Source organism: Streptomyces sp. B8-7, assembly GCF_058833805.1.
This window is the reverse complement of sequence record NZ_JBYRRL010000006.1, coordinates 290,460-314,521: the sequence shown is the minus strand read 5'-3', so window position 1 is coordinate 314,521 and position 24,062 is coordinate 290,460. Positions and strand designations below refer to the sequence as shown.

The window sequence follows — 24,062 nt, the reverse complement described above, 5'->3', positions numbered from 1 at the left end:
AGACGCCGATCACATCGCGGCTGGTGGGCGTGCACAGGCCTCTCACATCCGGGGTCGGCGCGGAACGCCCGGCAGTGATACTGACGGTCCGTCAGATCAGCGCTACCGTGGCGGACATGGACACCGACCCCGCCTTTCCGCGCATCGTCTCCGTCGACGACCACACCGTGGAGCCGCCCGGCGTCTGGACGGACAGGCTCCCGAAGAAGTACCGGGACACCGGCCCGCGCATCGTCCGCGCCCCGCTGAAGGAGATGTCCTTCCTCGGTGGCCGCTTCAAGCCCGTCATGGGTTCGCCGGGGGACGACGGGCCGGTCGGCGACTGGTGGGTCTACGAGGACCTGCACCGCCCCCTCACCCGGCTCGACACCGCCGTCGGCTTCGACCGGGACGAGATCAGACTGGAGGTCATCACCTACGAGCGGATGCGTCCCGGCTCGTACGACGTCCCCGCCCGGCTCGCCGACATGGACGTCAACCATGTGCAGTCCGCCCTGTGCTTCCCCACCTTCCCCCGCTTCTGCGGACAGACCTTCACCGAGGCCCGTGACCGCGAGCTCGCGCTGCTGTGCGTGCGCGCCTACAACGACTGGACGGTGGAGGAGTGGTGCGGCCCTCAGGCGGGTGGCCGGCTCGTCCCGCTCACGCTCGTGCCGCTGTGGGACGCGGGGCTCGCCGCCGCCGAGGTCCGGCGCAACGCCGCCCGCGGGGTGCGGGCCGTGGCCTTCTCCGAGATACCTCCGCACCTCGGGCTGCCGTCCGTCCACACCGGCGCCTGGGATCCGTTCCTCGCGGCCTGCGACGAGACGGGCACGGTCGTCGCGATGCACATCGGCTCCAGCAGCCGCATGCCGTCGACCTCCGCCGACGCGCCGCCCGCCGTCGGTTCCACGATCACCTTCGCCAACTGCTGCTTCTCGATGGTCGACTGGCTGATGAGCGGCAAGTTCGAGCAGTTCCCGAACCTGCGCGTGATGTACGCGGAGGGGCAGATCGGCTGGATCCCCTACATCCTGGAGCGCGCCGACACCGTCTGGGAGGAGAACCGCGGCTGGGGCGGCGTCGCCGACAGGGTCACCCGGCCGCCCTCCGAGACGTTCGCCGGGCACGTCCACGGCTGCTTCTTCGACGACGCCTTCGGGCTGCGGAACCTCGACGCGATCGGCGTCGGCAACGTCCTGTACGAGACCGACTACCCGCACTCCGACTCCACCTGGCCCCGGTCCCGCGAGGTCGGCGAGGCCCAGATGGCCCACCTCGACCCGGACACCGTCACCCGCATCGTGCGCGGCAACGCCATCGAGCTGCTCGGGCTCACTCCCGAGGGGCTCTGGCCCCGATGACGCCCCACGCGGCGACGCCGGACCCCGGCACCACCCCCACCCCCGTCTCCGACCCGGCCTCCGCCCCCGCCCCCGTCTCCGCCCCGGCCTCCGCCCCCACCTCCGTCTCCGACCCGGCCTCCGCCCCCGCCCCCGTCTCCGACCCGGCCTCCGCCCCCACCTCCGTCTCCGACCCGGCCTCCGCCCCCACCTCCGTCTCCGACCCGGCCTCCGCCCCCACCTCCGTCTCCAGCCCCACCCCCGGCACCGTTCCGCTCGCCCCCGTCGTCTCCGGCCCGTCGGGCGGCTTCGCGTACGGCATCCAGCTGCCCGTCCAGTCCCAGAGCACGCTCTACGCCGAGCCGTGGGAGGCGGCCGCCGGACCCGGGGAGCTGCTGGCGGCGGCGCGGGCGGCGGAGGCGGCCGGGTTCGGGTACGTCGCCTGCTGCGACCACGTCGCGGTGCCGCGGCGGCTGGCGGCCGCGATGAGCACGGTCTGGTACGACCCCGTCGCCACGCTGGCGTTCCTCGCGGCGGGGACGCGCCGGGTGCGGCTGCTGTCCCACGTCGCCGTCGTCGGTCTGCGGCATCCGCTGCTGACGGCCAAGCAGTACGCCACCGTCGACCGGCTCAGCGGCGGCCGGCTGCTGCTGGGGGTCGGGGCGGGGCACGTGCCGGAGGAGTTCGAGGCGCTCGGCGCCGCCTTCGCCCGGCGCGGTGCCGTACTCGACGAGACGATCGACGCGCTGCGGGCGGCGCTCGGGCCGGAGGAGTTCCCGGAGCACCACGGGAAGCTGTACGCGTTCGAGGGGCTCGGGCAGCGGCCCCGGCCCGTGCAGGCCCGGGTCCCGGTGTGGGTGGGCGGGTCGTCGCCCGCGGCCGTGCGCCGGGCCGCGCTGAAGGGCGACGGATGGCTGCCGCAGGGCGATCCGCGGGACCGGCTGGCGGTGCGGATCGCCCGGATCCGGAGGCTGCGCGAGACGGCCGGGCTGCACGGGCCCTTCGCCTACGGGGCCATCGCCGAGCCGCTCTACGTGGGGCGGCCCGGGTGGGACGTGGGGCGCCGCACCCTGGCCGGCGGCCCGGAGGCCCTCGCCGAGTCGCTGCGGGCGTACCGGGCGATGGGCGTGGACCGGCTCCAGGTGCGCTTCCGCAGCCGGAGCGGCAGCGAACTCACCGATCAGATCGCCGCGTTCGGCGCCGAGGTGGCGCCGCGGCTGTAGAGGAGGACCGATGGGCAGGCTGGACGGCCGGGTCGTGCTGGTGACGGGCGCGGCGCGCGGGCAGGGCGAGCAGGAGGCGCGCCTGTTCCGGGAGGAGGGTGCCGAGGTCGTGGTCACCGACGTGCTGGACGAGGCGGGGGAGGCGCTGGCGAAGGAGCTCGGGAGCCTGTACGTGCGGCTCGACGTGGGCGAGGAGGCCGACTGGCGGACGGCCGTCGACACCGTGCTGCGGGTGCACGGGAGGATCGACGGGCTGGTCGCGAATGCGGGCGTGCTGCGGTTCAACTCTCTGGCGGACACTCCGCTGGAGGAGTTCATGCAGGTGGTGCGGGTCAACCAGGTGGGCTGCTTCCTGGGCGTGAAGACGGTGGCGCCGCGGCTGGCGGACGGCGGGACGATCGTGAACACGGCCTCGTACACCGGTCTGACCGGGATGGCGGCCGTGGGGGCGTACGCCGCGAGCAAGCACGCGGTGCTGGGGCTCACGCGGGTGGCGGCGCTGGAGCTGGCGCCGCGGCGCATCCGGGTCAACGCGATCTGTCCGGGCGCCGTGGACACTCCCATGTCGAACCCCGCCCTGCTGGACCCGGACGCCGATCCGGAGGAGACCGGGCGGGCGCTGGACGTGCTGTACCGGCGGCTGGTGCCGCTGGGGCGGATCGGCAGGCCGGAGGAGGTGGCGCGGCTGGCGCTGTTCCTGACCTCGGACGAGTCGTCGTACATCACCGGGCAGCCGTTCGTGATCGACGGCGGATGGCTGGCGGGAATCAGCATTGTCTGACGAGTCGTCAGGTATTGACCATCCGGGGCCGTGGTGTCACAGTCCTGGACCTGACGGTACGTCAGAAACTGGCAGCCGGGCTCCGTCCAGCAGCCCGGTCGCAGCAGCGGCACACTCGACGCCGGGACGGTGAACCTCCGTGGAATTCGGGCTCTTTGTACAGGGATACGTGGGAAGGCGCGCCGAGACCGACCCGCTCGCCGAGCACAGGGCGCTGATGGACGAGACCGAGTACGTCATCCAGGCCGACCGGTGCGGGTTCAAGTACGCCTGGGCCTCGGAGCACCACTTCCTGGAGGAGTACTCCCATCTGTCCGCCAACGACGTGTTCCTCGGCTACCTCGCGCACGCGACCGAGCGCATCCACCTCGGCTCCGGCATCTTCAACCCGCTCGCACCGGTCAACCACCCGGTGAAGGTGGCCGAGAAGGTCGCCATGCTCGACCACCTCTCCGGGGGGCGCTTCGAGTTCGGCAGCGGGCGGGGCGCCGGGTCCCACGAGATCCTCGGCTTCCTGCCCGGCATCACCGACATGAACCACACCAAGGAGATGTGGGAGGAGACCATCGCGGAGTTCCCCCGCATGTGGCTCCAGGACGAGTACCCCGGCTTCCAGGGCAAGCACTGGTCGCTGCCGCCGCGCAAGATCCTGCCCAAACCGTACGGGGCCGCCCACCCGGCGATGTGGTACGCGGCCGGGTCGCCGCCGTCGTACGCGATGGCCGCCCGCAAGGGGCTCGGCGTGCTCGGCTTCAGCATCCAGAAGGTGTCGGACATGGAGTGGGTGCTGGCGCAGTACAAGACGGCGATCGCGGAGGCGGAGCCGGTGGGCGCCTTCGTCAACGACAACGTGATGGTGACGACGACGGCGATCTGCGCCCCCACCCACGCCGAGGCCGTCGACATCGCCGTCAACGGCGGGCTCCACTACCTGCCCTCCCTCGTCTTCCGCTACCACGACACCTTCCCCCGCCCCGAGGGCTTCCCCGTCTGGCCCGAGACACTGCCCGAGTACACCCCCGAGTTCGTCGAGGTCCTCATCGAGGAGGAACTGCTCATCTGCGGCGACCCGGACGAGGTGCTGCGCCAGTGCAAGCGGTGGGAGCAGGCCGGCGCGGACCAGCTGTGCTTCGGACTTCCCGCCGGGGTGCCCCGGGAGGAGACGCTGCAGACGATCCGGCTGATCGGGGAGCACGTGATCCCGAAGGTCGACACCGACCCCGTGCACCGGACCACCCGGTTCCGCCGCAGCGCCTGAGCCCCGCCGCGGGCGCCCGCCCCGGGACCGGGCCGGCCGCGCCCGCCCCGCGGCCTCGCGGGAAGCCTTCCGCAGGCCGGCGGGCGCGCCCGGCAGACCGGACGGGGCGTCCCGTCCCGCTCCCGTCCTCCCCCCGCACAGCCGAAGCGGCCGAAGGAGCCACCGCCCATGCTCGACCACGTCATCTGCGGCGCGACCGTCGTCGACGGCACCGGAGCCCCCGCGCGCACCGCCGACGTCGGGGTGCTCGACGGCCGGATCGCCGCCGTCGGCCGGATCACCGAGGAGTCGCGCACCCGGGAGGACGCCGCGGGACTCGTCCTGACCCCCGGGTTCGTCGACCCCCACACCCACTACGACGCCCAGCTGTTCTGGGACCCGTACGCCACGCCCTCCCTCCAGCACGGCGTGACCACCGTCGCGGCCGGCAACTGCGGCTTCACCCTCGCCCCGCTGCACCCCGCCCGCCCCCAGGACGCCGACTACACCCGGCGGATGATGGCGAAGGTGGAGGGCATGTCCCTGGTGGCGCTGGAGGAGGGGGCGCCCTGGACCTGGCACACCTTCGGGGAGTACCTGGACGCCCTGGACGGGCGGATCGCCGTCAACGCCGGCTTCATGGTGGGCCACTGCGCGCTGCGGCGGTACGCGATGGGCGCGGACGCGGTCGGCGGACAGCCCACCCCGGAGCAGCTGGACGCCATGCTGCGGCAGCTCCACGACGCGATGGACGCCGGAGCCTGGGGCCTGTCGACCACCCAGTCCGCCACCCACTCGGACGGCGACGGACGACCGGTCGCCTCCCGGCACGCCCGGCCCGCCGAACTCCTCGCCCTGTCCGCGGCGGTCGGCGCGCACGAGGGCACCCAGCTGGAGGCGATCGTGGCCGGCTGCCTGGACCGCTTCAGCGACCCGGAGATCGACCTCCTCGCGGAGATGAGCGCCACCGCCGGGCGCCCGCTCAACTGGAACGTCCTCACCGTGGACGCGGCGCGGCCCGAACGGGTGCCCAGGCAGCTGCTGGCCTCCGAGCGGGCCCGGCGGGCGGGCGGCCGCGTGGTGGCGCTGACCATGCCGATCCTCACCCCGATGAACATGTCACTGGGCACGTTCTGCGCGCTCAACCTCGTCCCGGGCTGGGGCCCGGTACTGGGCCTGCCGGTCCCCGAGCGCATCGAACGGCTGCAGGACGCGCGGGTCCGGCGCGAGCTGCTGCGGCACGCCCGCTCCGAGGAGGCGGGGGTCTTCCGGCGGCTGACCGACTTCGCGCGGTACGTCATCGGCGACACCTACGGCGCAGGCAACGCCGGGCTCACCGGCCGGGTGGTCCGGGACATCGCGGCCGAACGCGGACAGGACCCGTTCGACTGCCTGGTGGAGATCTGCGTCGAAGACGGCCTGCGGACGGTGCTCTGGCCGATGCCGACCGACAACGACCCGGCGTCCTGGGAACTGCGGGCCCGTACCTGGCGCCACGAGGACGTCCTGCTGGGCGGCTCCGACGCGGGCGCGCACCTGGACCGGATGTGCGGCGCGCCGTACACGACCCGGTTCCTCGGGGACTGCCTGCGCGGGCGCCGGCTGGCCGGACTGGAGGAGGCGGTGCGGATGCTCACCGACGACCCGGCCCGGCTGTTCGGGCTGCGCGAGCGGGGCCGGATCGCCGAGGGCTACCACGCCGACCTGGTGCTGTTCGACCCGGAGCGGATCGACGCCGGCGACGCGACGCTGGTGCACGACCTGCCGGGCGACAGCCCGCGCCTGGACTCCCGGGCCGAGGGTGTCCGGGCCGTGTGGGTCAACGGGGCGGAGACGGTCCGGGACGGGCGGGTCACCGGGACGGTGCGGGGCCGGGTGCTGCGCTCGGGCCGGGACACCCGGACGGTGGCGACCAAGTGAGCGGCCGCGGCGCCCGCAGGCGGCCGTCCGAGCGGCCGGGACACCCGGGCGGTGTCGGCCGGACGGCCCGCCGGGGCGGGCGCAGGGGCGGTCGGGTGACGGTCCGGGACGGGCGGAGGGCGGCAGCCGCATGACCGCAGCGGGACGCGACGGCGAGGGAGGCGACCGGGTGAGCGGCATGGCGCGCGGGGCGGGGCGCGGCGAGGGAGGCGACCGGGTGAGCGGCATGGCGCGCGGGGCGGGGCGAGGGGGCGGTGGTGGCCGCCCGGCCCGGCCGGCCCCGGACCACCGGCACCCGCAGAGGCTGTTCGTGGCCGGTGCCTGGACCGAGCCGGAGGGCGGGCACTACGACGTCGTCGACCCGGCGACCGAGCGGGCCGTCGGCCGTGCCCCGGAGGCCTCGCCCGAGCAGGTGCGCGCGGCCTGCGCGGCGGCCCGTGCGGCGCTGCCCGCCTGGTCGCGGACGCCGCCGGAGGAACGGGCGGCGCTGCTCGCCCGCACCGCGGCCGTCATCCGGGAGCACGCCGCCGAGTACGCCGGGCTCGCGCAGGCGGAGACCGGGGCGACCACCGCGACGGCGCGCGCCCTGCAGGTCGGGGTGGGCGCGGCCCGGTTCCGCCGGTACGCGCGTGTGGAGCCCGCCGAGTGGGCGATCCCGCCGCAGGTCAACGAGGCGGGCCCGCTGGGCGGGGCGTCCGTGGTGGGTGCGCTGGCGGTGCGCCAGCCGGTCGGCGTGGTCGCCTGCGTGACCTCGTACAACAACCCCTGGGCCAACCCCGCCGGGAAGGTCGCGCCCGCCCTGGCCATGGGGAACACGGTGGTGGTGAAGCCCGCCCCGCAGGACCCGCTGTCGGTGTACCGGATGGCCGAGGCGCTGGAGGCCGCCGGGGTCCCGCCGGGTGTGGTGAACGTGGTGTCGGGGCGGTCGGTGGCGGTCGGGGAGGCCGTCGTGGAGTCGCCCGACGTGGACATGGTGAGCTTCACCGGTTCCACCGCGGTGGGGCGCCGGATCGCCGAGGTGTGCGGGCGGCACATGAAGCGCCAGCTGATGGAGCTGGGCGGCAAGGGTGCGGCGCTGGTCCTCGACGACGCCGACCTGGGCTCGGCGGTCGCCGGCGTCGGCACCGCGTTCTCCTTCTACAGCGGCCAGATCTGCACGGCCCCCACCCGGGTGCTGGCTCAGCGAGGGGTCTACGAGCGGCTGGTGGAGCGGCTGGCGGCGTACGCGGGCCGGCTGACGGTGGGGGATCCGCGGGCCCGGGACACCGTGGTGGGCCCGGTCGTCTCCGCGGCGCACCGCGACCGCGTCGAGTCGTACGTCGAACTGGGCCGCAAGGAGGGGGCCGTGGTGGTCGCGGGCGGTGAACGCCCGGACCGGGAGCGGGGGTTCTACGTCGCGCCGACCGTGCTCGCCGAGTGCACGGGCGGGATGCGGGTGGCCCGGGAGGAGATCTTCGGGCCGGTCGTCGTGGTGATCCCGTTCGACGACGAGGAGGAGGGGATCGCGCTCGCCAACGACTGCGACTACGGCCTCCTGGACTACGTGTGGTCGGCCGACACCGCGCGCGCGTTCCGGATCGCCCGCCGGCTGCGGGCGGGCGGGGTCGGGGTGAACACCGTCGCCCGCAACATGGAGGCCCCCTTCGGCGGCTTCGGCCTCAGCGGGGTGGGCCGCGACTGCGGCTCCTACGCCCTGCACGCCTACAGCGAGGTGCAGTCACTGGTGTGGGCGGGGTGAGCGGGGTGAGCGGGGTGAGCGGGGTGAGCGGGGTGAGCGGGGCGGCCCGGGCCGGCGCCGCCGCCCGCCCGCGACACGCGGATGCCGACTGGTCGGTATGGACAGATGGGGCCCGGCCCGGTAGAGATGGGTCATGCGTATCGCCGTCACCATCTTCCTCACCGACGAGACGATCACCCCGGTCCGGCTCGCCCGCGAGCTGGAGCAGCGGGGGTTCGACGGGCTGTATCTGCCCGAGCACACCCACATCCCGGTCGAGCGGACCTCGCCCTACCCCGCGGGCGGCGAACTGCCGCGCGAGTACGGCCGTACCCTCGACGCGTTCGTCGCGCTCGGCCAGGCGGCGGCGGTGACCGAGCGGCTCGGCCTCGGCACCGGCATCACCCTGGTCGCCCAGCACGACCCGATCGGCCTGGCCAAGCAGGCGGCGACGCTGGACCACCTCTCCGGCGGCCGCCTCACCCTCGGGACCGGCTTCGGCTGGAACGTGGAGGAGGCCGCCGACCACGGCGTCGAGTGGCGCACCCGGCGCGCCCTGGTCCGCGACCGGATGCGGCTGATGCAGGCGCTGTGGGCGGAGGAACCCACCGGCTACGACGGTGAGTTCGCCGCCGTCCGGCCGAGCCTCGCGCACCCCAAGCCGGTCCGGAAGCCACGCGGCGCGGTCACCGGCCCGCGCATCCTGGTCGGCGGCGCGGCCGGACCCCGCCTGTTCGACGACATCTGCGCCTACGCCGACGGCTGGCTGCCCATCGGCGGACGCGGCCTGACCGAGGCGCTGCCGGCGCTGCGGGCCCGCTGGGCCGACGCGGGCCGGGACCCCGACGCCCTCCAGGTCGTGCCGTACGCCGTCCACCCCAGCGCGGGCAAGCTCGCCCACTACGCCGACCTCGGGATCGAGGAGACCGTCGTGCAGCTGCCGCCCGCGGCCGAGCCGGAGGTGCTCGGCGCGCTCGACGCGCTGGCCGGCTTCCTGCCCGGGTGAGCCGCCCGGACGGTCCCGGCGCCATGCCCGAGGCGGCGGCCGGGACGGGCCGCCCGCCGGGGGAGCCCGGCCGGCCGGCCCGCCCGGGCTCTCCGGACGGGCCGCCGCAACGTCCGCAAAGCGCTGGTCAGCACCGGTCGGCGCGCCCGTATGCTTCGAGAATGACGACTTCCGCGACCTCCGGAACCGGACCGACCGAGAACTCCCTGCGTCGCGCTCTCAGGCGCGCCCGTGACGGTGTCGCCCTGGACGTCACCGAGGCGGCCGTCCTGCTCCAGGCCCGCGGGGAGGCCCTCGACGACCTCGCCGCGTCCGCCGCCCGGGTGCGGGACGCCGGCCTCGCCGCCGCGGGACGCCCCGGCGTCATCACGTACTCCAGGAGCGTCTTCATACCGCTGACCCGGCTGTGCCGGGACACCTGCCACTACTGCACGTTCGTCACCGTGCCGGGCCGGCTGCGCCGCGAGGGCCACGGGATGTTCATGTCGATGGACGAGGTCCTGGACGTCGCCCGCAAGGGCGCCGCGCTCGGCTGCAAGGAAGCCCTCATCACCCTCGGCGACAAGCCGGAGGACCGCTGGCCTCAGGCGCGCGAGTGGCTCGACGCGCACGGCTACGACGACACCCTCGCCTACGTCCGCGCCGTGTCCGTCCGCATCCTGGAGGAGACGGGCCTGCTGCCGCACCTCAACCCCGGGGTGCTGTCCTGGGCGGACTTCCAGCGGCTCAAGCCCGTCGCCGCCTCGATGGGCATGATGCTGGAGACCACCGCGACCCGCCTGTGGTCCGAGCCCGGCGGCCCGCACCACGGCTCCCCGGACAAGGAACCCGCCGTACGGCTGCGGGTGCTGGAGGACGCCGGCCGCTCCTCGGTGCCGTTCACCTCCGGCATCCTGATCGGCATCGGGGAGACGTACGAGGAGCGGGCCGAGTCGCTGTTCGCGCTGCGCCGCGTCGCCCGCGCCTACCACGGTGTCCAGGAACTGATCATCCAGAACTTCCGCGCCAAGCCGGACACCGCCATGCGCGGCATGCCCGACGCCGACCTGGACGAACTGGTGGCCGCGGTGGCGGTGGCCCGGCTCGTGCTGGGCCCCTCCGCCTGCCTGCAGGCCCCGCCGAACCTCGTCGACAGCGAGTACGGGCGGCTGATCGCGGCCGGCATCGACGACTGGGGCGGGGTGTCCCCGCTGACCATCGACCACGTCAACCCCGAACGCCCCTGGCCGCAGATCGGGGAACTCGCCGAGAGGTCCGCGGAGTCCGGCTTCGAGCTGCGGGAACGGCTGTGCGTCTACCCGGAGTTCGTCCGCCGCGGCGAGCCCTGGCTGGACCCGCGGCTGCGCCCGCACGTGGCCGCCCTCGCCGACCCGGAGACCGGGCTGGCGCGCGCCGGGGCGATGCCCGAGGGGCTGCCCTGGCAGGAGCCGGACGAGGTCTTCACGCCGTCCGGCCGTACGGACCTGCACGCGTCCATCGACACCGAGGGCCGCAGCGGTGACCGCCGCGCCGACTTCGACGAGGTGTACGGCGACTGGGACGCGCTGCGTGAGGCGGCCGCGCCGGGGATGGTGCCGGAGCGGATCGACACCGACGTGCGGCAGGCGCTCGGCACGGCCGCGGACGACCCCACCCGGCTGACCGACGCCGAGGCGCTGGCGCTGCTGCACGCGGACGGGCCCGCGCTGGACGCGCTGTGCCGGGTCGCGGACGACGTGCGCCGGTCCGCGGTCGGCGACGAGGTGACGTACGTCGTCACCCGGAACATCAACTTCACCAACGTCTGCTACACCGGCTGCCGGTTCTGCGCCTTCGCGCAGCGGCGCACCGACGCCGACGCCTACACGCTGTCCCTGGAACAGGTCGCCGACCGGGCCCGGCAGGCGTGGGACGTGGGCGCGGTCGAGGTGTGCATGCAGGGCGGTATCCACCCGGACCTGCCGGGCACGGCCTACTTCGACATCGCACGGGCGGTGAAGGAGAGGGTGCCCGGCCTGCATGTGCACGCGTTCTCCCCGATGGAGATCGTCAACGGCGCGAGCCGCACGGGGATGCCGGTCCGCGAGTGGCTGACGGCGGCGAAGGAGGCGGGCCTGGACTCGGTGCCGGGCACGGCGGCGGAGATCCTCGACGACGAGGTCCGCTGGGTGCTGACCAAGGGCAAGCTGCCGGCGGCGACCTGGATCGAGGTGATCACCACCGCGCACGAGCTGGGCCTGCGTTCGTCCTCGACGATGATGTACGGCCATGTCGACCAGCCCCGGCACTGGCTGGGTCATCTGCGCACGCTCGCCCGGATCCAGGAACGCACCGGCGGGTTCACCGAGTTCGTCACGCTGCCGTTCATCCACACCAACGCGCCGGTCTACCTGGCGGGTATCGCGCGTCCGGGTCCGACGGCCCGCGACAACCGGGCGGTCACCGCGATGGCCCGCCTGCTGCTGCACCCGCACATCCCGAACATCCAGACCAGCTGGGTCAAACTGGGTGCGCAGGGCGCGGCCGAGATGCTCCGCTCCGGCGCGAACGACCTGGGCGGCACCCTGATGGAGGAGACGATCTCCCGTATGGCGGGGTCGTCGTACGGCTCGCACAAGTCGGTCGCGGACCTGGTCGCCATCGCCGAGGCGGCCGGCCGCCCCGCGCGCCCCCGCACCACCCTGTACGGGGAGGTCCCCGAGGAGCGCCGGAGGGCCGCGCAGGCATCGGACGGCCGGCTGCCGCCCCTGCTGCCGGTGCTCGACTGACCACCCCGCCCGGGCAGTACGATGATCCGACCGTGGCGGCCGCGGTGAGCTGCCCGTGTCGACGGAGGAGAAGCGCCCGTGTCTGCCCGACTGCCCTCGTGGGCCTGGGTCACCGGTCTGACCGCGGGCGCGGTCGCCGCCGTCGCCGTGCTCGCCGTCCAGGCCGACCGGGGCACGCACCCGCAGCCCACGGCGGCCCGGCCCGCCGCCCCCGCCTCCGCGAGCCCCGCCCCGTCCCCGGCCGCGACGCAGCCGCCCGCGGCGCCGGCCGGGTCCGGCACCGGGCGACGGATCGTCTACGCGCTCGCGCAGCAACGGGTCTGGCTCGTCGACGCGAGTGACGCGGTGCGCCTCAGCTTCACCGTCTGGCCGGGCACGGTCACCCCCGACCCGGGCAGCTACACGGTCGGCACCCGCACCGAGAGCACCAAGGGCACAGACGGCGTCCCGATCGAGCACGTGGTGTACTTCGCCCTCCGGTCCGGCGTGAACATCGCCTTCTCCAACGCCCTGGACGGCTCCTCGCCGCCGCCCGCGGAGGGCCGGCGCACCGGCGGCATCCGCACTCCGAAGGACGCGGGCGACGCCCTGTGGGCCTTCGCGACACCGGGGACGACGGTGCGGGTGGTCGGCTGACCTGTCCGCGCGGCCGGCCCCGCGGGGGCCGTGCCACCGTCCTCCGTCCTCGCGGGCGTCGGACCGGGCGCGTACGACCGCTCACCCGGCCGGGGCTCCGGGCGGTCGCAAAGCCGCCTCCGCGGGCGGTGCCCGGCATGCGGCGGTGGAGGCGGACAGCGGTCAGGCGGGTCCGGCGGGGGACTCCTGCTGCTGCGGCAGGTGGACGACGACCAGGGTGACGCCGCTCATCAGGAACACCCGGGTCGCCGCCGCCAGACCGTTCCAGTCCTCCGACTGCCACATCGCGAACCACTCGCCGCCGATCCCGACGAACCCGGCGCCGAACAGCAGCATCAGCATCAGCAGTCCGTACGTCGAGGCGCGCCGGGCCGCGTCGCGGCGCCCCCGCGCCCACCGCCAGGACGCCGCGACCAGCACGAGCGCGGCGACCGTCTCCCAGACGATGATCGCGACGTACGCCGTGTCCTGGAGAGCTCCGCCGGTCACGGCCCGCCACATCAGGTCCTCGTCCCGGAACGTGGTGTCCATGGCCAGCACATGCCGCACGAACTGCCGGTTGGAGCCGAAGTCGGTGATGTTCCCGAAGGCGGCCAGGGCGGTGTAGAGCGCGAGCGTGGCGGTCAGCACACCGGCCGCCAGCGGGAGGAGACGAGGAGTGCCGGCAGTGCCGCGACTTCCGGCAGTGCCGCGACTGCCGGAAGTACCGGGACTGCCGGGAGTACCGGGACTGCCGGGACTGTCAGGGGTGCGGGGGGAGTGGTCGGCGGACATGGCGGCCATCATCCCCGAGGCCGCCCCGCCCGCGCGGGAGCGCGACTCCGGCCGGCCGGGACACGCCACCGGCCGGTCACCGGCAGGTGGACGCGCCACCGGACCGCCCTCGGCGGGGCCCCGGCCGCCCTCGGCCGGTCCGGGCCCGCCTCCCGCCGCTCCGCCGCCCGGGCGCGGGCATGGACGCGCTCCGAAACGGACCGGATCGTGCCCTGAGCCGACCGTTCCAGGTCGATTACAGTGCTGAACTGTCGTCCGTGCAGACGGTGCCCTGGGGAGGTCTAGGTGGGTGCGACGACCGGGGCCGTGTGGGGCCGCGCCGAACAGCAGGACTTCCGCAGCAGGGTGCGCGGCACGCTGCTGGGGGCCGCCGTCGGCGACGCCCTGGGTACGCCGGTGGACACCCTCGGCCTGGACGGCATCCGCGCGGCGCACGGACCCGACGGTCTCACCGACCTGGCGCCCGCGTACGGCCGGCGCGGCGCGGTCACCCACCTCACCCAGCTCGGTCTGTTCACCGTGGACGGCCTCATCCGCGCCCAGGTCCGCCGCGACACCGGCGCCTGGCACCCGCCGACCGACCTGCACCGGGCCTATCTCCGCTGGGCGGCCACCCAGCGCGACTGGGGCCCCGACGAGCGCCGCAAGGACGACGGCTGGCTGGCCCGCGAGGAGTGGCTGTACGCCCGCCGCGGCCCCGCCCGCGCCCTGCTGCTCGGCCTCGGCGACGCCACCATGGGCACCCTGGAGGTCCCCAAGAACCCCACCGACCCGGGCCCCGAACCGGCGGCCCGCTCGGCGGCCTTCGGCCTGCTCGTCGGCTGGGAGCCGCAGCTCGTGATGCAACTCGCGCTGGAGTGCGCCGCCCAGACGCACGGGCATCCGGCGGCCTGCCTCACCGCGGGCGGCTACGCCGTGATCGTGCACGCCCTCGCCCGCGGCGACGACCTCGGCGGGGCCGTCCGGCACGCGACGGGCCTGCTCGCCGCGCGCCCCGGACACGAGCCGGTCACCGAGGCGCTGGGGCGCGCACTGGACGCGGTCCGCCGGGGCGCCCCGGGCCCGGAGCAGGTGGCGGAGCTGTCCGGCGCGGGCTCGGCCGGACAGGTCCTGTCGGCGGCCGTGTACTGCGCACTGGTCGCCGAGGACGTCCGGCACGGCCTGCGGCTGGCCGCCAACCAGGACGGCCCGTCCGCCGCGACCTGCTGTCTGACCGGCGGACTGCTCGGCGCCCTGCACGGCGAGACGTCCCTGCCGCCGGCCTGGCTCGCCGAACTGGAGGGCCGCGCCACCCTCCTCGAACTCGCCGACGACTTCGCCATGGAGATGACGCAGGGGCCCGCCCTGCACGGCCCGCAGGGCGTCGCACCGGGCTGGCTCGCCCGCTACCCGCGCGGCACCGGGCAGCAGTGACCCGAGGTCCGTGCCCGGTCGTGACCGAAGGCCGCCGCCCGGTCGCGGCCCAGGTCCCGCACCCGGCCGTCAGCGGCCCGGCCGGGGCCGGCCGGGCCGCGATCCGCCGCCTCGACCGGCCGTGACCGGTCAAGGGTGGCCGACCGGCGCGAGCGGTCAACGGCTGCCGACCGGCGCGACCGGTCAGCGGCTGCCGACCGCCGCGGCGCGTCAACTGTGGCCGACCGCCGGACCGGTCTTCTCTCCGGCCGGGGCCCGCGTCCCCGGGGCGGCTTCCCGGGAAGGCCCTCCCCGGCAGCCCCGCCGTGCCGCTCAGCGCATCACCTCGCCCGCGTTGACCAGCAGCGACTGGCCGGTGATCGACCGCGCCCGGTCGGAGGCGAGGAACACCGCCGCGTCGGCCACGTCCGCGTCCGTCGCCAGCTCCGGCAGTGCCGTCCGTGAGGTCAGCCGCTCCAGCACCGTTTCCTCGGCCACGCCGTCCGTGTGTGCCGCGAACCGCACGTACGCCTGCACCGGCGGGCCCCACATCCAGCCCGGCAGCACCGTGTTGACGCGGATCCGGTCCGGCCCCAGCTCCCGCGCCAGCGAGTACATCGCGCTGGTCAGCGCCCCCTTCGAGGCCGCGTAGGCCGCCTGCCGGACCTGCGAGGGCGCCGCCACCGCCGACTGGGTGCCGATGATCACCACCGAGCCGCCGCGTTCCCGGAGCAGCGGCAGACAGGCCCGGGTCATCCGCAGCGTCCCCAGCAGGTTGACGTCGAGCACCCGCTGCCAGGTGGTGAAGTCCGCGTCCGCGAGCCCGCCGAACAGGCCGTCCCAGGCGGCGACGTGGACGACGGCGTCGATCCGCCCGAACCGCTCGCGTGCCAGAGCGGCGAGCGCCTCGCAGCGGGCCTCGTCGGTGATGTCGGTCGCCCGGTACGCCGTCCGCGTGCCCTCCGGGTCGAGGGCGGCGGCGCAGGCGGCCAGACGCTCCTCGGTACGGGCCCCGAGGACGGCCGTGCCGCCGTCGCGCAGGACCGCCGCCGCGACCCGGTGACCGAGCCCGGGCCCCACCCCCGAGACGACCACGGTCCTGCCCGTGAGCAGTGCCATGCGAGCCCTCCCTCACCCTGGCGCATCATCTGACGGTCCGTCAGGATAGGAGGGAGGACCGGAAAGGGGAACCGGCATGAGCGACGACACCCGCAGCGAGCAGTACGCCGAACTGGCCTCCGTCGGCCCCTACGCCGTCCGCCCCGGCCACGCGCTGATCACCCTGGTCGAGCCGCACCCGGGCCACGAGTACGCCTACAACCGCTGGTACGAGGACGACCACTACTACGCGGGCGCGATGGCCATGCCCTGGATGTTCGCGGGCCGCCGCTGGGTGGCCACCCGCGATCTGCAACTGCTGCGCTATCCCGCGGAGTCGGCCGTGGCCGCACCCGTCACGGCGGGCTGCTACCTGTCCACGTACTGGATCACCGAGGGCCGCTACGACGACCACATGCGCTGGACCGTGGCGATCAACCGCCGCCTCAACCGGGACGCGCGCGTCCACCGCGAGCGCACCCACGTGTTCACCGCGTTCCAGGACCACGAGGCCACCGTCTACCGCGACGGTGCCGCCGGGCCCCGCGACATCCACGCGCTCGACCACCCGTACGCCGGACTCGTGCTCCAGGTCGTCGACGCCGGCTCGCCCGCGGAACGGGCCGCCCTGCTCGACCGGATGTGCGCACGGGAGCTGCCGCGGCGGCTGGCCGGCTCCCCGGCCGCCCTCGTCACCGTCTTCCGGCCCACCCCGCTGCCCCTGGACCGCATGTCCTACGTCCGGCAGGTCGACGGCGTCGACACCCGGCTGACCCTGCTGTGGTTCCTGGAGGCCGACCCGCGCGACTGCTGGCAGGAGCACTTCGCGGACCTCGCCGTGGAAGGCGGCCGGGTGGAGCTGGCGGCGCCGTTCGTGCCGACCGTGCCCGGCACCGACCGCCACGTGGACCGGCTGCGCTGACCGGGCTGCCCCGGCCGGCTGCGCCGACCGGGCCGCGCCGACCGGGCCGTGTGGACCGGGCCGTGTGGACCGGGGCGGTCGGCCGACCGCCCCGGTGCGGCGCTCAGCGCAGCTCCTCCGGGCAGGGCGTGCCGCGTGGCAGGTCGTACGGGGAGGCGAGACGGTAGGTGCCCGCGCGGGGGGCCAGCAGCTCGGTCCACTTGTCGCCGAGGTCGTCCTCCTCGGTCTCCATGAGGCAGCCGGCGACGTTCTCGTACGTCTTCGCGGAGCCCGCCGGCCGCGCCTTGGAGGCCTCCGTCTCCTGCGGCGGGTCCACACCCCTGCCGTCGGCGTCGACCAGCTTCAGCCAGGGCGAGTAGGGCACCCGGATCAGGATCCGGCCCGGCTCGCTGACCGTCAGGGTCACCTCACCCTGCTCGGCCCGCTCGACCGTGGCCGGCGGGTCCGCCATCGGGGTCGGCTCGGTCACCGCGAACAGCCGCCAGTTGGCGTCCCCCCACACCTGCCGCAGATAGGGAAGCCCCCGCTGCACCAGCTCCCGCTCCCGCTCGGCGCCCTCCCCGTCCGGGTCGTCCTTCGGCAGCACCACGAAGTGCACGGCCCAGCGACGCAGCCACTCCCGGTAGTTCGCCGAGTTCAGGGTGTCGTCGTAGAAGAGCGGGTTGCGCTCCATGTCGGCCTGCCGGTTCCAGCCGCGGGCCAGGTTCACGTACGGCGCGAGCGCGGAGGCCTCCCGGTGCGACCGGGCGGGCACCACCTCCACCCGGCCCTTGTCGGCGCCGGCCCGCTGCAACTGGTGCACCAGCGGCGCCAGCTCGCGTGCCCAGGACGCGGCCGGAGTGGTGTGCACGACGTCGCCGGCCGACTTGACGCCGATCCACGTCACGAACCCGACCGAGGCGATCACGATGGCGTACCAGCGGCGCGAGCGCGGCACCGCGAACGGCAGCGCCGCCACCAGCGCCACCCCCGCGAACAGCATCGCCAGCCGGGTGATGTTGGAGCCGATCTGCGAGCTGATCAGCCACACCAGCAGCACCGCCAGCCCGTACACCGCGGCCGTGATCCGCACCGTGGTCCAGCCCCGCGGCACCACCGCGAACACGACGCCCGCGTACACCAGCGGCAGGAACGCCGACCAGAACGACATCGGCTGCGTGCCGGAGAACGGGAACGCCCACGCCGACACCGCCACCACGGCGGTCGGTCCCAGACCGAGCGCCCACGCACCCGGCAGCCGCTTCTGGAGGAACAGCGCCACCGCGACCAGGCCCACGAACAACCCCGCGACCGGCGAGGACATCGTGGCGAGTGCGGCCAGCGGAGCCGCGCACAGTGCCTTCGCCCAGCGCTTGTAGCGCCACTTGTGCGGCCAGCAGAACACCACGGCGACCGCGCCCAACGCGAACATCGTGCCCAGCCCGAACGTCACCCGGCCCGAGATCGCGTTGCACAGGAAGGCGAACACCCCGGCGAGTGAGGCCCACAGCGGGTTGCGCACCGACCGGCTGCGGGTCAGCACCAGCGTCAGCAGGCCCGCCGACACCGTCCCGGCGATCATCATCGTCGTCCGGACCCCGAGCACCGACATCAGATACGGCGACACCACGCTGTACGACACCGGGTGCATGCCCCCGTACCAGGCGAGGTTGTACGCCGAGTCGGGATGGCGGCCGACGAACTCCGCCCACGCGTCCTGCGCGGCGAGATCACCACCACTGTTCGCGAACGTGAAGAACCAGAAGACGTGCAGAAGGCCCGACAGGGCCGTGAAGACGAGCGCCGGATACCGCGACAGCGCCTCGCGGACGACGGCCGGAACCCCGCGGGAGCGGGTGCGCGGCTGCGCCGGGACCGGTATTCGCGGCCCGGCGCCCGGCCCCTGACCGGCGTTCTCGGCGCGTGTCGGCTCCGCAGTGGCCACCTGCTGGCACCCCCGTGTCCCGTCTTCTGCTGTCGGCCGCGGGCCCCCGCGGCCGTCCGGCCGGGCTCTCGCGACCGACGGTCCTGTCCCGTGCTTGTTCCGTGCTTCCTCGTACCGACCTGTACGCGGCCCGCGCGTGCTCGCACGTGAGCCGCACCTGGCCCGCACATGGCCCGTGCCCGGCTCGCGCCGGTCCGGTGCTCGTTCCGTACTCGTCCGGTACTTGTCCGGTACCTGTCTCGTACTTGTCTCGTACCTGTCTCGTACTTGTACTTGTACCGTTTCGTGACGCTAGCACGCGGCCCGCCGCCGCCACCCCGCACGGGGAGCGTCGGCGGGCCGCGTGACCGCCGGGAGTCCGGGGACCCGCCGTGGATCAGGCGATACGGGTCAGCTTGTCCGTCCAGCCCGGTTCGGTCAGCTCGCTCCGCAGCGCCACCGGCACCTTCACCGCGCCCGCCGTCCCGCCGTCGCCGACGGTGAGCGTGCCCACCCGGGTGCCCGCCTTCGCGGTGCGCGGCAGCTCGTCGGCGGCGAAGTTCACCTTCACCGTCAGGCCCGCCCAGCCGACCGCGGTGACGTCCTCCGTGGTGACGACCGGGGTGCGGCCGCCGAGGCCGTCGTCCACATAGCCGACGACCTCGCCCTTCCTGAGGATCGTCGCCGACTCCAGCCGTTCCTGCGCGGCCTTGATCAGCGTGTCGCCCGCGGACAGGGCGCCTTGCAGGATCGTGTTGTCGAACCCGCCCGCCGGCTGCCGCAGCACCGCGCCGACGATCGTCCGGGTCTCGCCGTCGACGTCCTTCTTCGCCGCGAACACCAGGTTGCCGAGCGCCGAGGACGTGGTGCCGGTCTTGATGCCGACCACGCCGTTGCGGCCCACCAGCTGGTTCCAGTTGGAGTGGTTGACGCCCTTGTAGTCGTCGTACGACATCATCGCCGCGACCTCGCGGAACGCGGGCTCCTTCATCGCGGCCTTGGCGAGCTTCACCTGGTCCACGGCGGTGGAGACGGTGGTGTCGTTCAGGCCCGAGGGGTCGGTGTACGTGGTGTTCGTCATACCGAGGTCCTCGGCCGCGGCGTTCATCTTCGCCACGAACTCCCTCTCCGAACCCGCGTCCCAGCGGGCCAGCAGACGTGCCACGTTGTTGGCGGAGGCGATCAGGATGCTCTCCAGCGCCTCCCGCTGGGTGATCGAGTCACCCGCCGTGACCTGCACGGTCGACTCCTGGCCCGCGTCCGACTGGTCCTGCGCGGTCTGGTCGATCTCGATCTTCGGACCGGCCTCACCGCTCTTCAGCGGGTGCTCGCGCAGGATCAGGTACGCCGTCATCACCTTGGCGACACTGGCGATCGGCACGGGCTTCTCCTCACCGGAGGAGCCGAACGAGCCGATGCCCTGCACGTCCAGCGCGGCCTGCCCCTTCTCCGGCCACGGGATGTCCTGCAGGCCACCGGGGAAGGTGTGGCTGTCCTTCGCGGTGAGTGTCAGCTCCGGCGCCGGAAGCGGGCGCAGAGTCTGCACGACTGCGAACACGATCAGCAGGAGCAGGACCAGCGGGGTCCAGATCTTGACCCGGCGGACCGCCTGTCGCAGCGGAGTCTGCGGCGGCGGAGGGGTGTTCGTCAGCTCGGCCAGCAGATCCAGCGGAGGCCGGGGCGGCAGCGGCTGCTGGGTGGTCCGCTCGGGGGCGTCCCCCAGCTTCAGGCCGGTCGTCGGCCGGTCGGGCGGCACGTCCCCGAGCTTGCGGAAGACCGCCGTGGGCTGGTCGACGGGCCTGCCGCCGGAGGCCCCGGAGGACGGGCGGGCCTCGGTGGACCCGGAGGGCCGGGCGGCCGCGGAGGCCGGCCCGGAGGCGGCTTCGGACGCGGCGCCGGGACGGGGGCCGGTGGCGCCGGTGCGCTCGTTGGTGCCGGTGCCGGTGCCGGTGCCGGTGCCGGTGCCGGTGCCGACGGCGGTGGCGTCGCCGTCGGCGGGGGTGCTGCCGGCGCCCTTGCCGGGGTCCGGCGCGGTGTCCGGGGCCGGACGCGTGCCGGGGGACGCGGGCCCGTCACCCGCGAGGGCTGCGGCGTCGCCGTCCGCGGTGGCGGTGTCCGCGCCGGAGTCCTTGTCCGCGGGTTCGTCCGCGGGTTCGTCCGTGCGTTCGTTCGCGGGTCCGTCCGCCGTTGCGGGTGCCTCGGCGTCCGTGTCCGTGTCCGTGCCGCCGGTGTCCGCCTCGGCGTCCGGGCGCCCGGCGGGGCCGGTTCCGGTCGCGGTGCCCGCACTGTCGCCGTCCACGGCCGGGTCCCCGGCGGAGCCGGCGCCGGCCGGGACGTCCTCGCGGCCCTGGCCGTCGTGGCCGTCCTGGCCGTCCTGGCCGTCGTGGTCGTCGCGGTCGTCCTGGTCGTCGGAGGAGGCCGCGGGAGCGTCGCCATCACCGTCACCGTCACCGTCACCGTCCACGTCGGAGTCGGAGACGGAGCCGGTGTCCGCCCTGGTGTCGGCGCCCGCTTCGGCGCCCGCTTCGGCGCCCGCTTCGGCGTCCGTGCCGGGGCGTGCGGCGGCGTCCGCTCCGGACGCGTCCCCCGCCGGGGAGTCCTCGGCGTCTCCGGCGGGAGCAGCCTGCGCGGACGCCGCGGAACCTTTCTCCGCATCCCCGCCGCGGCCGTCGCCGTCGCCGTCGCCCGTGGTCACCCACGCGGCCACCGCGGCCCGGAGGCGCGCGTCGTCCTCGCCGTTCCCGGAATCGTCCCCGGAATCGTCCCCGGGGCCGTCCTCTCGGCGGTCCCCGGTGCCGGCGCCGGTCTCCCCGTCGGCGTCCTTCGGCGGGAGGGCGAGGACGGTCGTGGCCGTGTCCGTCGCGCCCGGCCGGGCCGGTGGGCGGGACTCGCGGGCCACGGCGAGCCGGGGGTCACCGGGTTCGGGCCGGGAACCGGGAACCGGGGCCGCGGTCTCCGGCGTCGGTTCTGCCGACGACTCGCGCTGCTTCGACCTGTCGGGGGACTCGCCCGCCACCGATGCCTCCTCCGTGCCGCGCGCACTGCGTGCGCCTGACTGAACGTGTGCCGCCGCCCGGACCCGCGTCCGCGCCGCTGTCCGAACCATGTACCAGTGTCCTGTGTGCGGCCCTGGCCGAAGCGGTAGACGAGAACGACATACCTACCGGTTCCCTCACAAACAGGTCACGCACCCTCGACAGACCAATGTGAGAGGGGTCACCCTGTCATTCATCCACGCGGGGAGGCATGGATGGGCAGGAGCCGCAGAACACTTCCGGAGGAGCTTCTGCTGCTGGCACTGGACCCGGCCACGGGTACCACTGCGCAGCCGCAGTCGCTCGACCTCGGTCTGGCCGGAGCGCAGCTAGTGGAGCTGGCGCTGGCCGGACGGATAGCCCCAGACGGGGATCGTATCGCCGTGGTGGTGCCACGGCCGACAGGAGATCCGACGTTGGACTGCGCGTTGGAGTTGCTGCGAAGGCGCGGCGCTCCGGTGCGGGCCGTCCACTGGATCGGCGGGCCGCGTCTCGGGCTCCGCCAGACCTACCTCTCGCATCTGGAGCGGTGCGGCATGGTCGCCGCCGTGGCGGGACAGATGTGCGGAGTGCTGCCGACGACGCGCTACCAGGCGACGGACACCGCGATCAGCCGTGAGATCAGGGCACGGCTGGACTCCGCGATCCGCACCGGTGTGCCGCCGGACCCGCGGACCGCGGCGCTCGCCGCCCTGGCCCACGCGGTCGGCCTCGGCAAGCACCTGTATCCGGGCAACGAGGGCCGCTCCTCGCGCTCCCGGCTGCGGGATCTGATCCGGCACGACCCCATGGGCGGTCTCGTGGCGCACGCCGTCATGGACGTCCAGAACGGTGCCGCCGCCCAGCCGCGCCGCAGTCAGGCCCAGGCCCCCGGACGCCCGGCTGCCGCGGTCAGGCCGGCGCCGGAGCCCGCCCACGGCGTTCCGGCGCAGCCGCACCGCAGCCCCATGGCCCGCGCCGGAGCCCACTGAACCGCAGCCGCACGGCCGGGACGGCCGGCCTCCACGGCCCGGGACGGCCCCACGGTCCCAGGGCCCCGGGCAGACCCCCGGCCGGGGTCGGTCCCGACGCCCCCGGGCAGGTGTCCCGGACAGCCGCGGCGCCTTCGCCGGCGCCGCGCACCAGTGCCGCCGTACGACCCCGGACCCGCTGCCGGGAGCCGCCGGGACGAGCGGGGCGGCAGGACCACGGAGTCCTGCCGCCCCGCTCGTCCGTGTCCGGATCCGGGCGCGGACGTGTCCGGAGCGGGCCCTCGCGCGTTCACTGTCGTGCACCCGGCGCATATCCCCCGTTTGCCAGCGGTAGGAAGCACCTTGGTGGCAATCTGCTCAACAGCAGATACGCAAAGTGTCAAGACAGGCAGCAGCCGGAGGTGCACGTCCCGTGGCGTCCAATGTCAATCCCACCGTCAGGAGGCGTCGGCTGGGCCAGGAGCTGCGCAGACTCCGTGAGCTCAAAGGCATGACGGCGGAGGAGGTGGCCGAACGGCTGCTGGTGTCGCAGTCGAAGATCAGCCGCCTGGAGAACGGCCGGCGCAGTATCAGCCAGCGCGACGTCCGCGACCTGTGCGGGGTCTACGAGGTGGAGGACCAGCGCGTCGTCGAGTCGCTGATGCAGATGGCCAAGGACTCCCGCCAGCAGGGCTGGTGGCACGCCTTCGGCGATGTGCCGTACAGCGTCTACATCGGGCTGGAGACGGACGCGGCCAGTCTGCGGGTGTACGACCCGCAGGTGGTGCCCGGCCTGCTCCAGACGCGCGGCTACGCGGAGGCGCTCATCTCCGGCGCCCTGCCGGAGGCCGCGCCGGGCGACGTCGACAAGCGCGTACAGGTGCGCATGCGCCGGCAGGAACGGATCTCCGCGGCGGAGAACCCGCTGCGCCTGTGGGCGGTGGTCGACGAGGCGGCGCTGCGCCGCGAGGTCGGCAACCGGCAGGTGATGATCGAGCAGTTGGAGCACCTGCTGGAGATGGTGCAGCTGCCGCACGTCACCGTGCAGGTGATCCCGTTCTCCATGGGCGCGCACCCCGGCGTGAGCGGCCAGTACGCCATCCTGGAGTTCCCGGACGCCGCCGACTCCACGGTCGTCTACATCGAGGGCGTCACCAGCGACCTGTACCTGGAGAAGGCGCAGGACGTGTCCAAGTACAGCGTGATGTACGAGCACTTGAGGGCGCAGGCCCTGAACGTCGAGCAGACACGGGAGTTCATCTCCCGGGTGGCCAAGGACTACGCGAGCGAGCGCTGAGAGGCGTCGGCCGGGTCGGTTGCAGAAACCGTTCCGTAGGGCGCCAGGATGCTGGCGCGGAAACATACACCGCCGCCCGGCCGAGAGGGAAGTCCCTCTGGA

At 74.4% G+C, this 24,062-nt stretch carries 17 protein-coding genes; 13 read left to right on the top strand and 4 right to left on the bottom strand.

Annotated features, from left to right (window positions below; all coding sequences use genetic code 11):
- Positions 1 to 116 precede the first annotated feature (116 nt).
- From AC5K6T_RS29680 to AC5K6T_RS29640, 9 genes are all read left to right on the top strand, one after another.
- The gene (locus tag AC5K6T_RS29680; RefSeq protein WP_493213943.1) at positions 117 to 1,343 is read left to right on the top strand and encodes an amidohydrolase family protein; all 1,227 of its coding nucleotides are present in this window, start codon (positions 117 to 119) and stop codon (positions 1,341 to 1,343) included.
- Between the two features lie 299 nt (positions 1,344 to 1,642).
- Positions 1,643 to 2,545, top strand: a complete 903-nt coding sequence (locus AC5K6T_RS29675; protein ID WP_493214297.1) for a TIGR03619 family F420-dependent LLM class oxidoreductase — start codon at positions 1,643 to 1,645, stop codon at positions 2,543 to 2,545.
- 10 nt (positions 2,546 to 2,555) lie between these two features.
- Complete coding sequence (locus AC5K6T_RS29670) at positions 2,556 to 3,326, top strand: SDR family NAD(P)-dependent oxidoreductase (RefSeq protein ID WP_493213941.1); 771 nt, start codon at positions 2,556 to 2,558, stop codon at positions 3,324 to 3,326.
- Positions 3,327 to 3,465: 139 nt separating this feature from the next.
- Positions 3,466 to 4,584, top strand: a complete 1,119-nt coding sequence (locus AC5K6T_RS29665; RefSeq protein WP_493213939.1) for an LLM class flavin-dependent oxidoreductase — start codon at positions 3,466 to 3,468, stop codon at positions 4,582 to 4,584.
- A 168-nt stretch (positions 4,585 to 4,752) separates the two neighbouring features.
- Complete coding sequence (locus tag AC5K6T_RS29660; protein ID WP_493213937.1) at positions 4,753 to 6,483, top strand: N-acyl-D-amino-acid deacylase family protein; 1,731 nt, start codon at positions 4,753 to 4,755, stop codon at positions 6,481 to 6,483.
- A gap of 130 nt (positions 6,484 to 6,613) precedes the next feature.
- On the top strand, positions 6,614 to 8,221 hold the full coding sequence (locus AC5K6T_RS29655; RefSeq protein ID WP_493213935.1) for an aldehyde dehydrogenase family protein: 1,608 nt from the start codon (positions 6,614 to 6,616) through the stop codon (positions 8,219 to 8,221).
- 133 nt (positions 8,222 to 8,354) lie between these two features.
- Positions 8,355 to 9,206, top strand: coding sequence for an LLM class F420-dependent oxidoreductase (locus AC5K6T_RS29650; RefSeq protein ID WP_493213933.1), 852 nt, complete (start codon positions 8,355 to 8,357; stop codon positions 9,204 to 9,206).
- A gap of 161 nt (positions 9,207 to 9,367) precedes the next feature.
- Positions 9,368 to 11,953 (top strand): bifunctional FO biosynthesis protein CofGH, encoded by a 2,586-nt coding sequence (locus tag AC5K6T_RS29645; RefSeq protein WP_493213931.1) that lies wholly within the window; start codon positions 9,368 to 9,370, stop codon positions 11,951 to 11,953.
- A gap of 78 nt (positions 11,954 to 12,031) precedes the next feature.
- A complete protein-coding gene (locus AC5K6T_RS29640) occupies positions 12,032 to 12,589 on the top strand; it encodes a hypothetical protein (protein ID WP_493213930.1) in 558 nt (185 codons plus the stop codon).
- A gap of 162 nt (positions 12,590 to 12,751) precedes the next feature.
- On the opposite strand, the gene AC5K6T_RS29635 is transcribed toward AC5K6T_RS29640, so the two are convergent.
- A complete protein-coding gene (locus AC5K6T_RS29635; RefSeq protein WP_493213928.1) occupies positions 12,752 to 13,219 on the bottom strand; it encodes a DUF2165 domain-containing protein in 468 nt (155 codons plus the stop codon).
- Positions 13,220 to 13,648: 429 nt separating this feature from the next.
- On the opposite strand from AC5K6T_RS29635, the gene AC5K6T_RS29630 reads away from it, so the two are divergent.
- Complete coding sequence (locus AC5K6T_RS29630; protein WP_493213926.1) at positions 13,649 to 14,776, top strand: ADP-ribosylglycohydrolase family protein; 1,128 nt, start codon at positions 13,649 to 13,651, stop codon at positions 14,774 to 14,776.
- 312 nt (positions 14,777 to 15,088) lie between these two features.
- Here the strand turns inward: AC5K6T_RS29630 and AC5K6T_RS29625 are convergent, their stop codons facing one another.
- Entirely contained in the window at positions 15,089 to 15,874 is a 786-nt protein-coding gene (locus tag AC5K6T_RS29625; RefSeq protein WP_493213924.1) for an SDR family oxidoreductase, read from the bottom strand.
- A 76-nt stretch (positions 15,875 to 15,950) separates the two neighbouring features.
- Here AC5K6T_RS29625 and AC5K6T_RS29620 point away from each other — a divergent pair, with 76 nt between their 5' ends.
- Entirely contained in the window at positions 15,951 to 16,775 is an 825-nt protein-coding gene (locus tag AC5K6T_RS29620; protein ID WP_493213922.1) for a hypothetical protein, read from the top strand.
- A gap of 103 nt (positions 16,776 to 16,878) precedes the next feature.
- Here the strand turns inward: AC5K6T_RS29620 and AC5K6T_RS29615 are convergent, their stop codons facing one another.
- Positions 16,879 to 18,699, bottom strand: coding sequence for a DUF8823 domain-containing protein (locus AC5K6T_RS29615; protein ID WP_493213920.1), 1,821 nt, complete (start codon positions 18,697 to 18,699; stop codon positions 16,879 to 16,881).
- A 376-nt stretch (positions 18,700 to 19,075) separates the two neighbouring features.
- Positions 19,076 to 21,694 (bottom strand): D-alanyl-D-alanine carboxypeptidase, encoded by a 2,619-nt coding sequence (locus AC5K6T_RS29610; RefSeq protein WP_493213919.1) that lies wholly within the window; start codon positions 21,692 to 21,694, stop codon positions 19,076 to 19,078.
- A 234-nt stretch (positions 21,695 to 21,928) separates the two neighbouring features.
- Between AC5K6T_RS29610 and AC5K6T_RS29605 the strand changes: the two genes are divergently transcribed.
- Together AC5K6T_RS29605 and AC5K6T_RS29600 are read left to right on the top strand one after the other, a co-directional pair.
- Positions 21,929 to 22,684, top strand: a complete 756-nt coding sequence (locus AC5K6T_RS29605; RefSeq protein ID WP_493213917.1) for a GOLPH3/VPS74 family protein — start codon at positions 21,929 to 21,931, stop codon at positions 22,682 to 22,684.
- 412 nt (positions 22,685 to 23,096) lie between these two features.
- The gene (locus AC5K6T_RS29600) at positions 23,097 to 23,960 is read left to right on the top strand and encodes a helix-turn-helix domain-containing protein (protein ID WP_493213915.1); all 864 of its coding nucleotides are present in this window, start codon (positions 23,097 to 23,099) and stop codon (positions 23,958 to 23,960) included.
- Positions 23,961 to 24,062 lie beyond the last annotated feature (102 nt).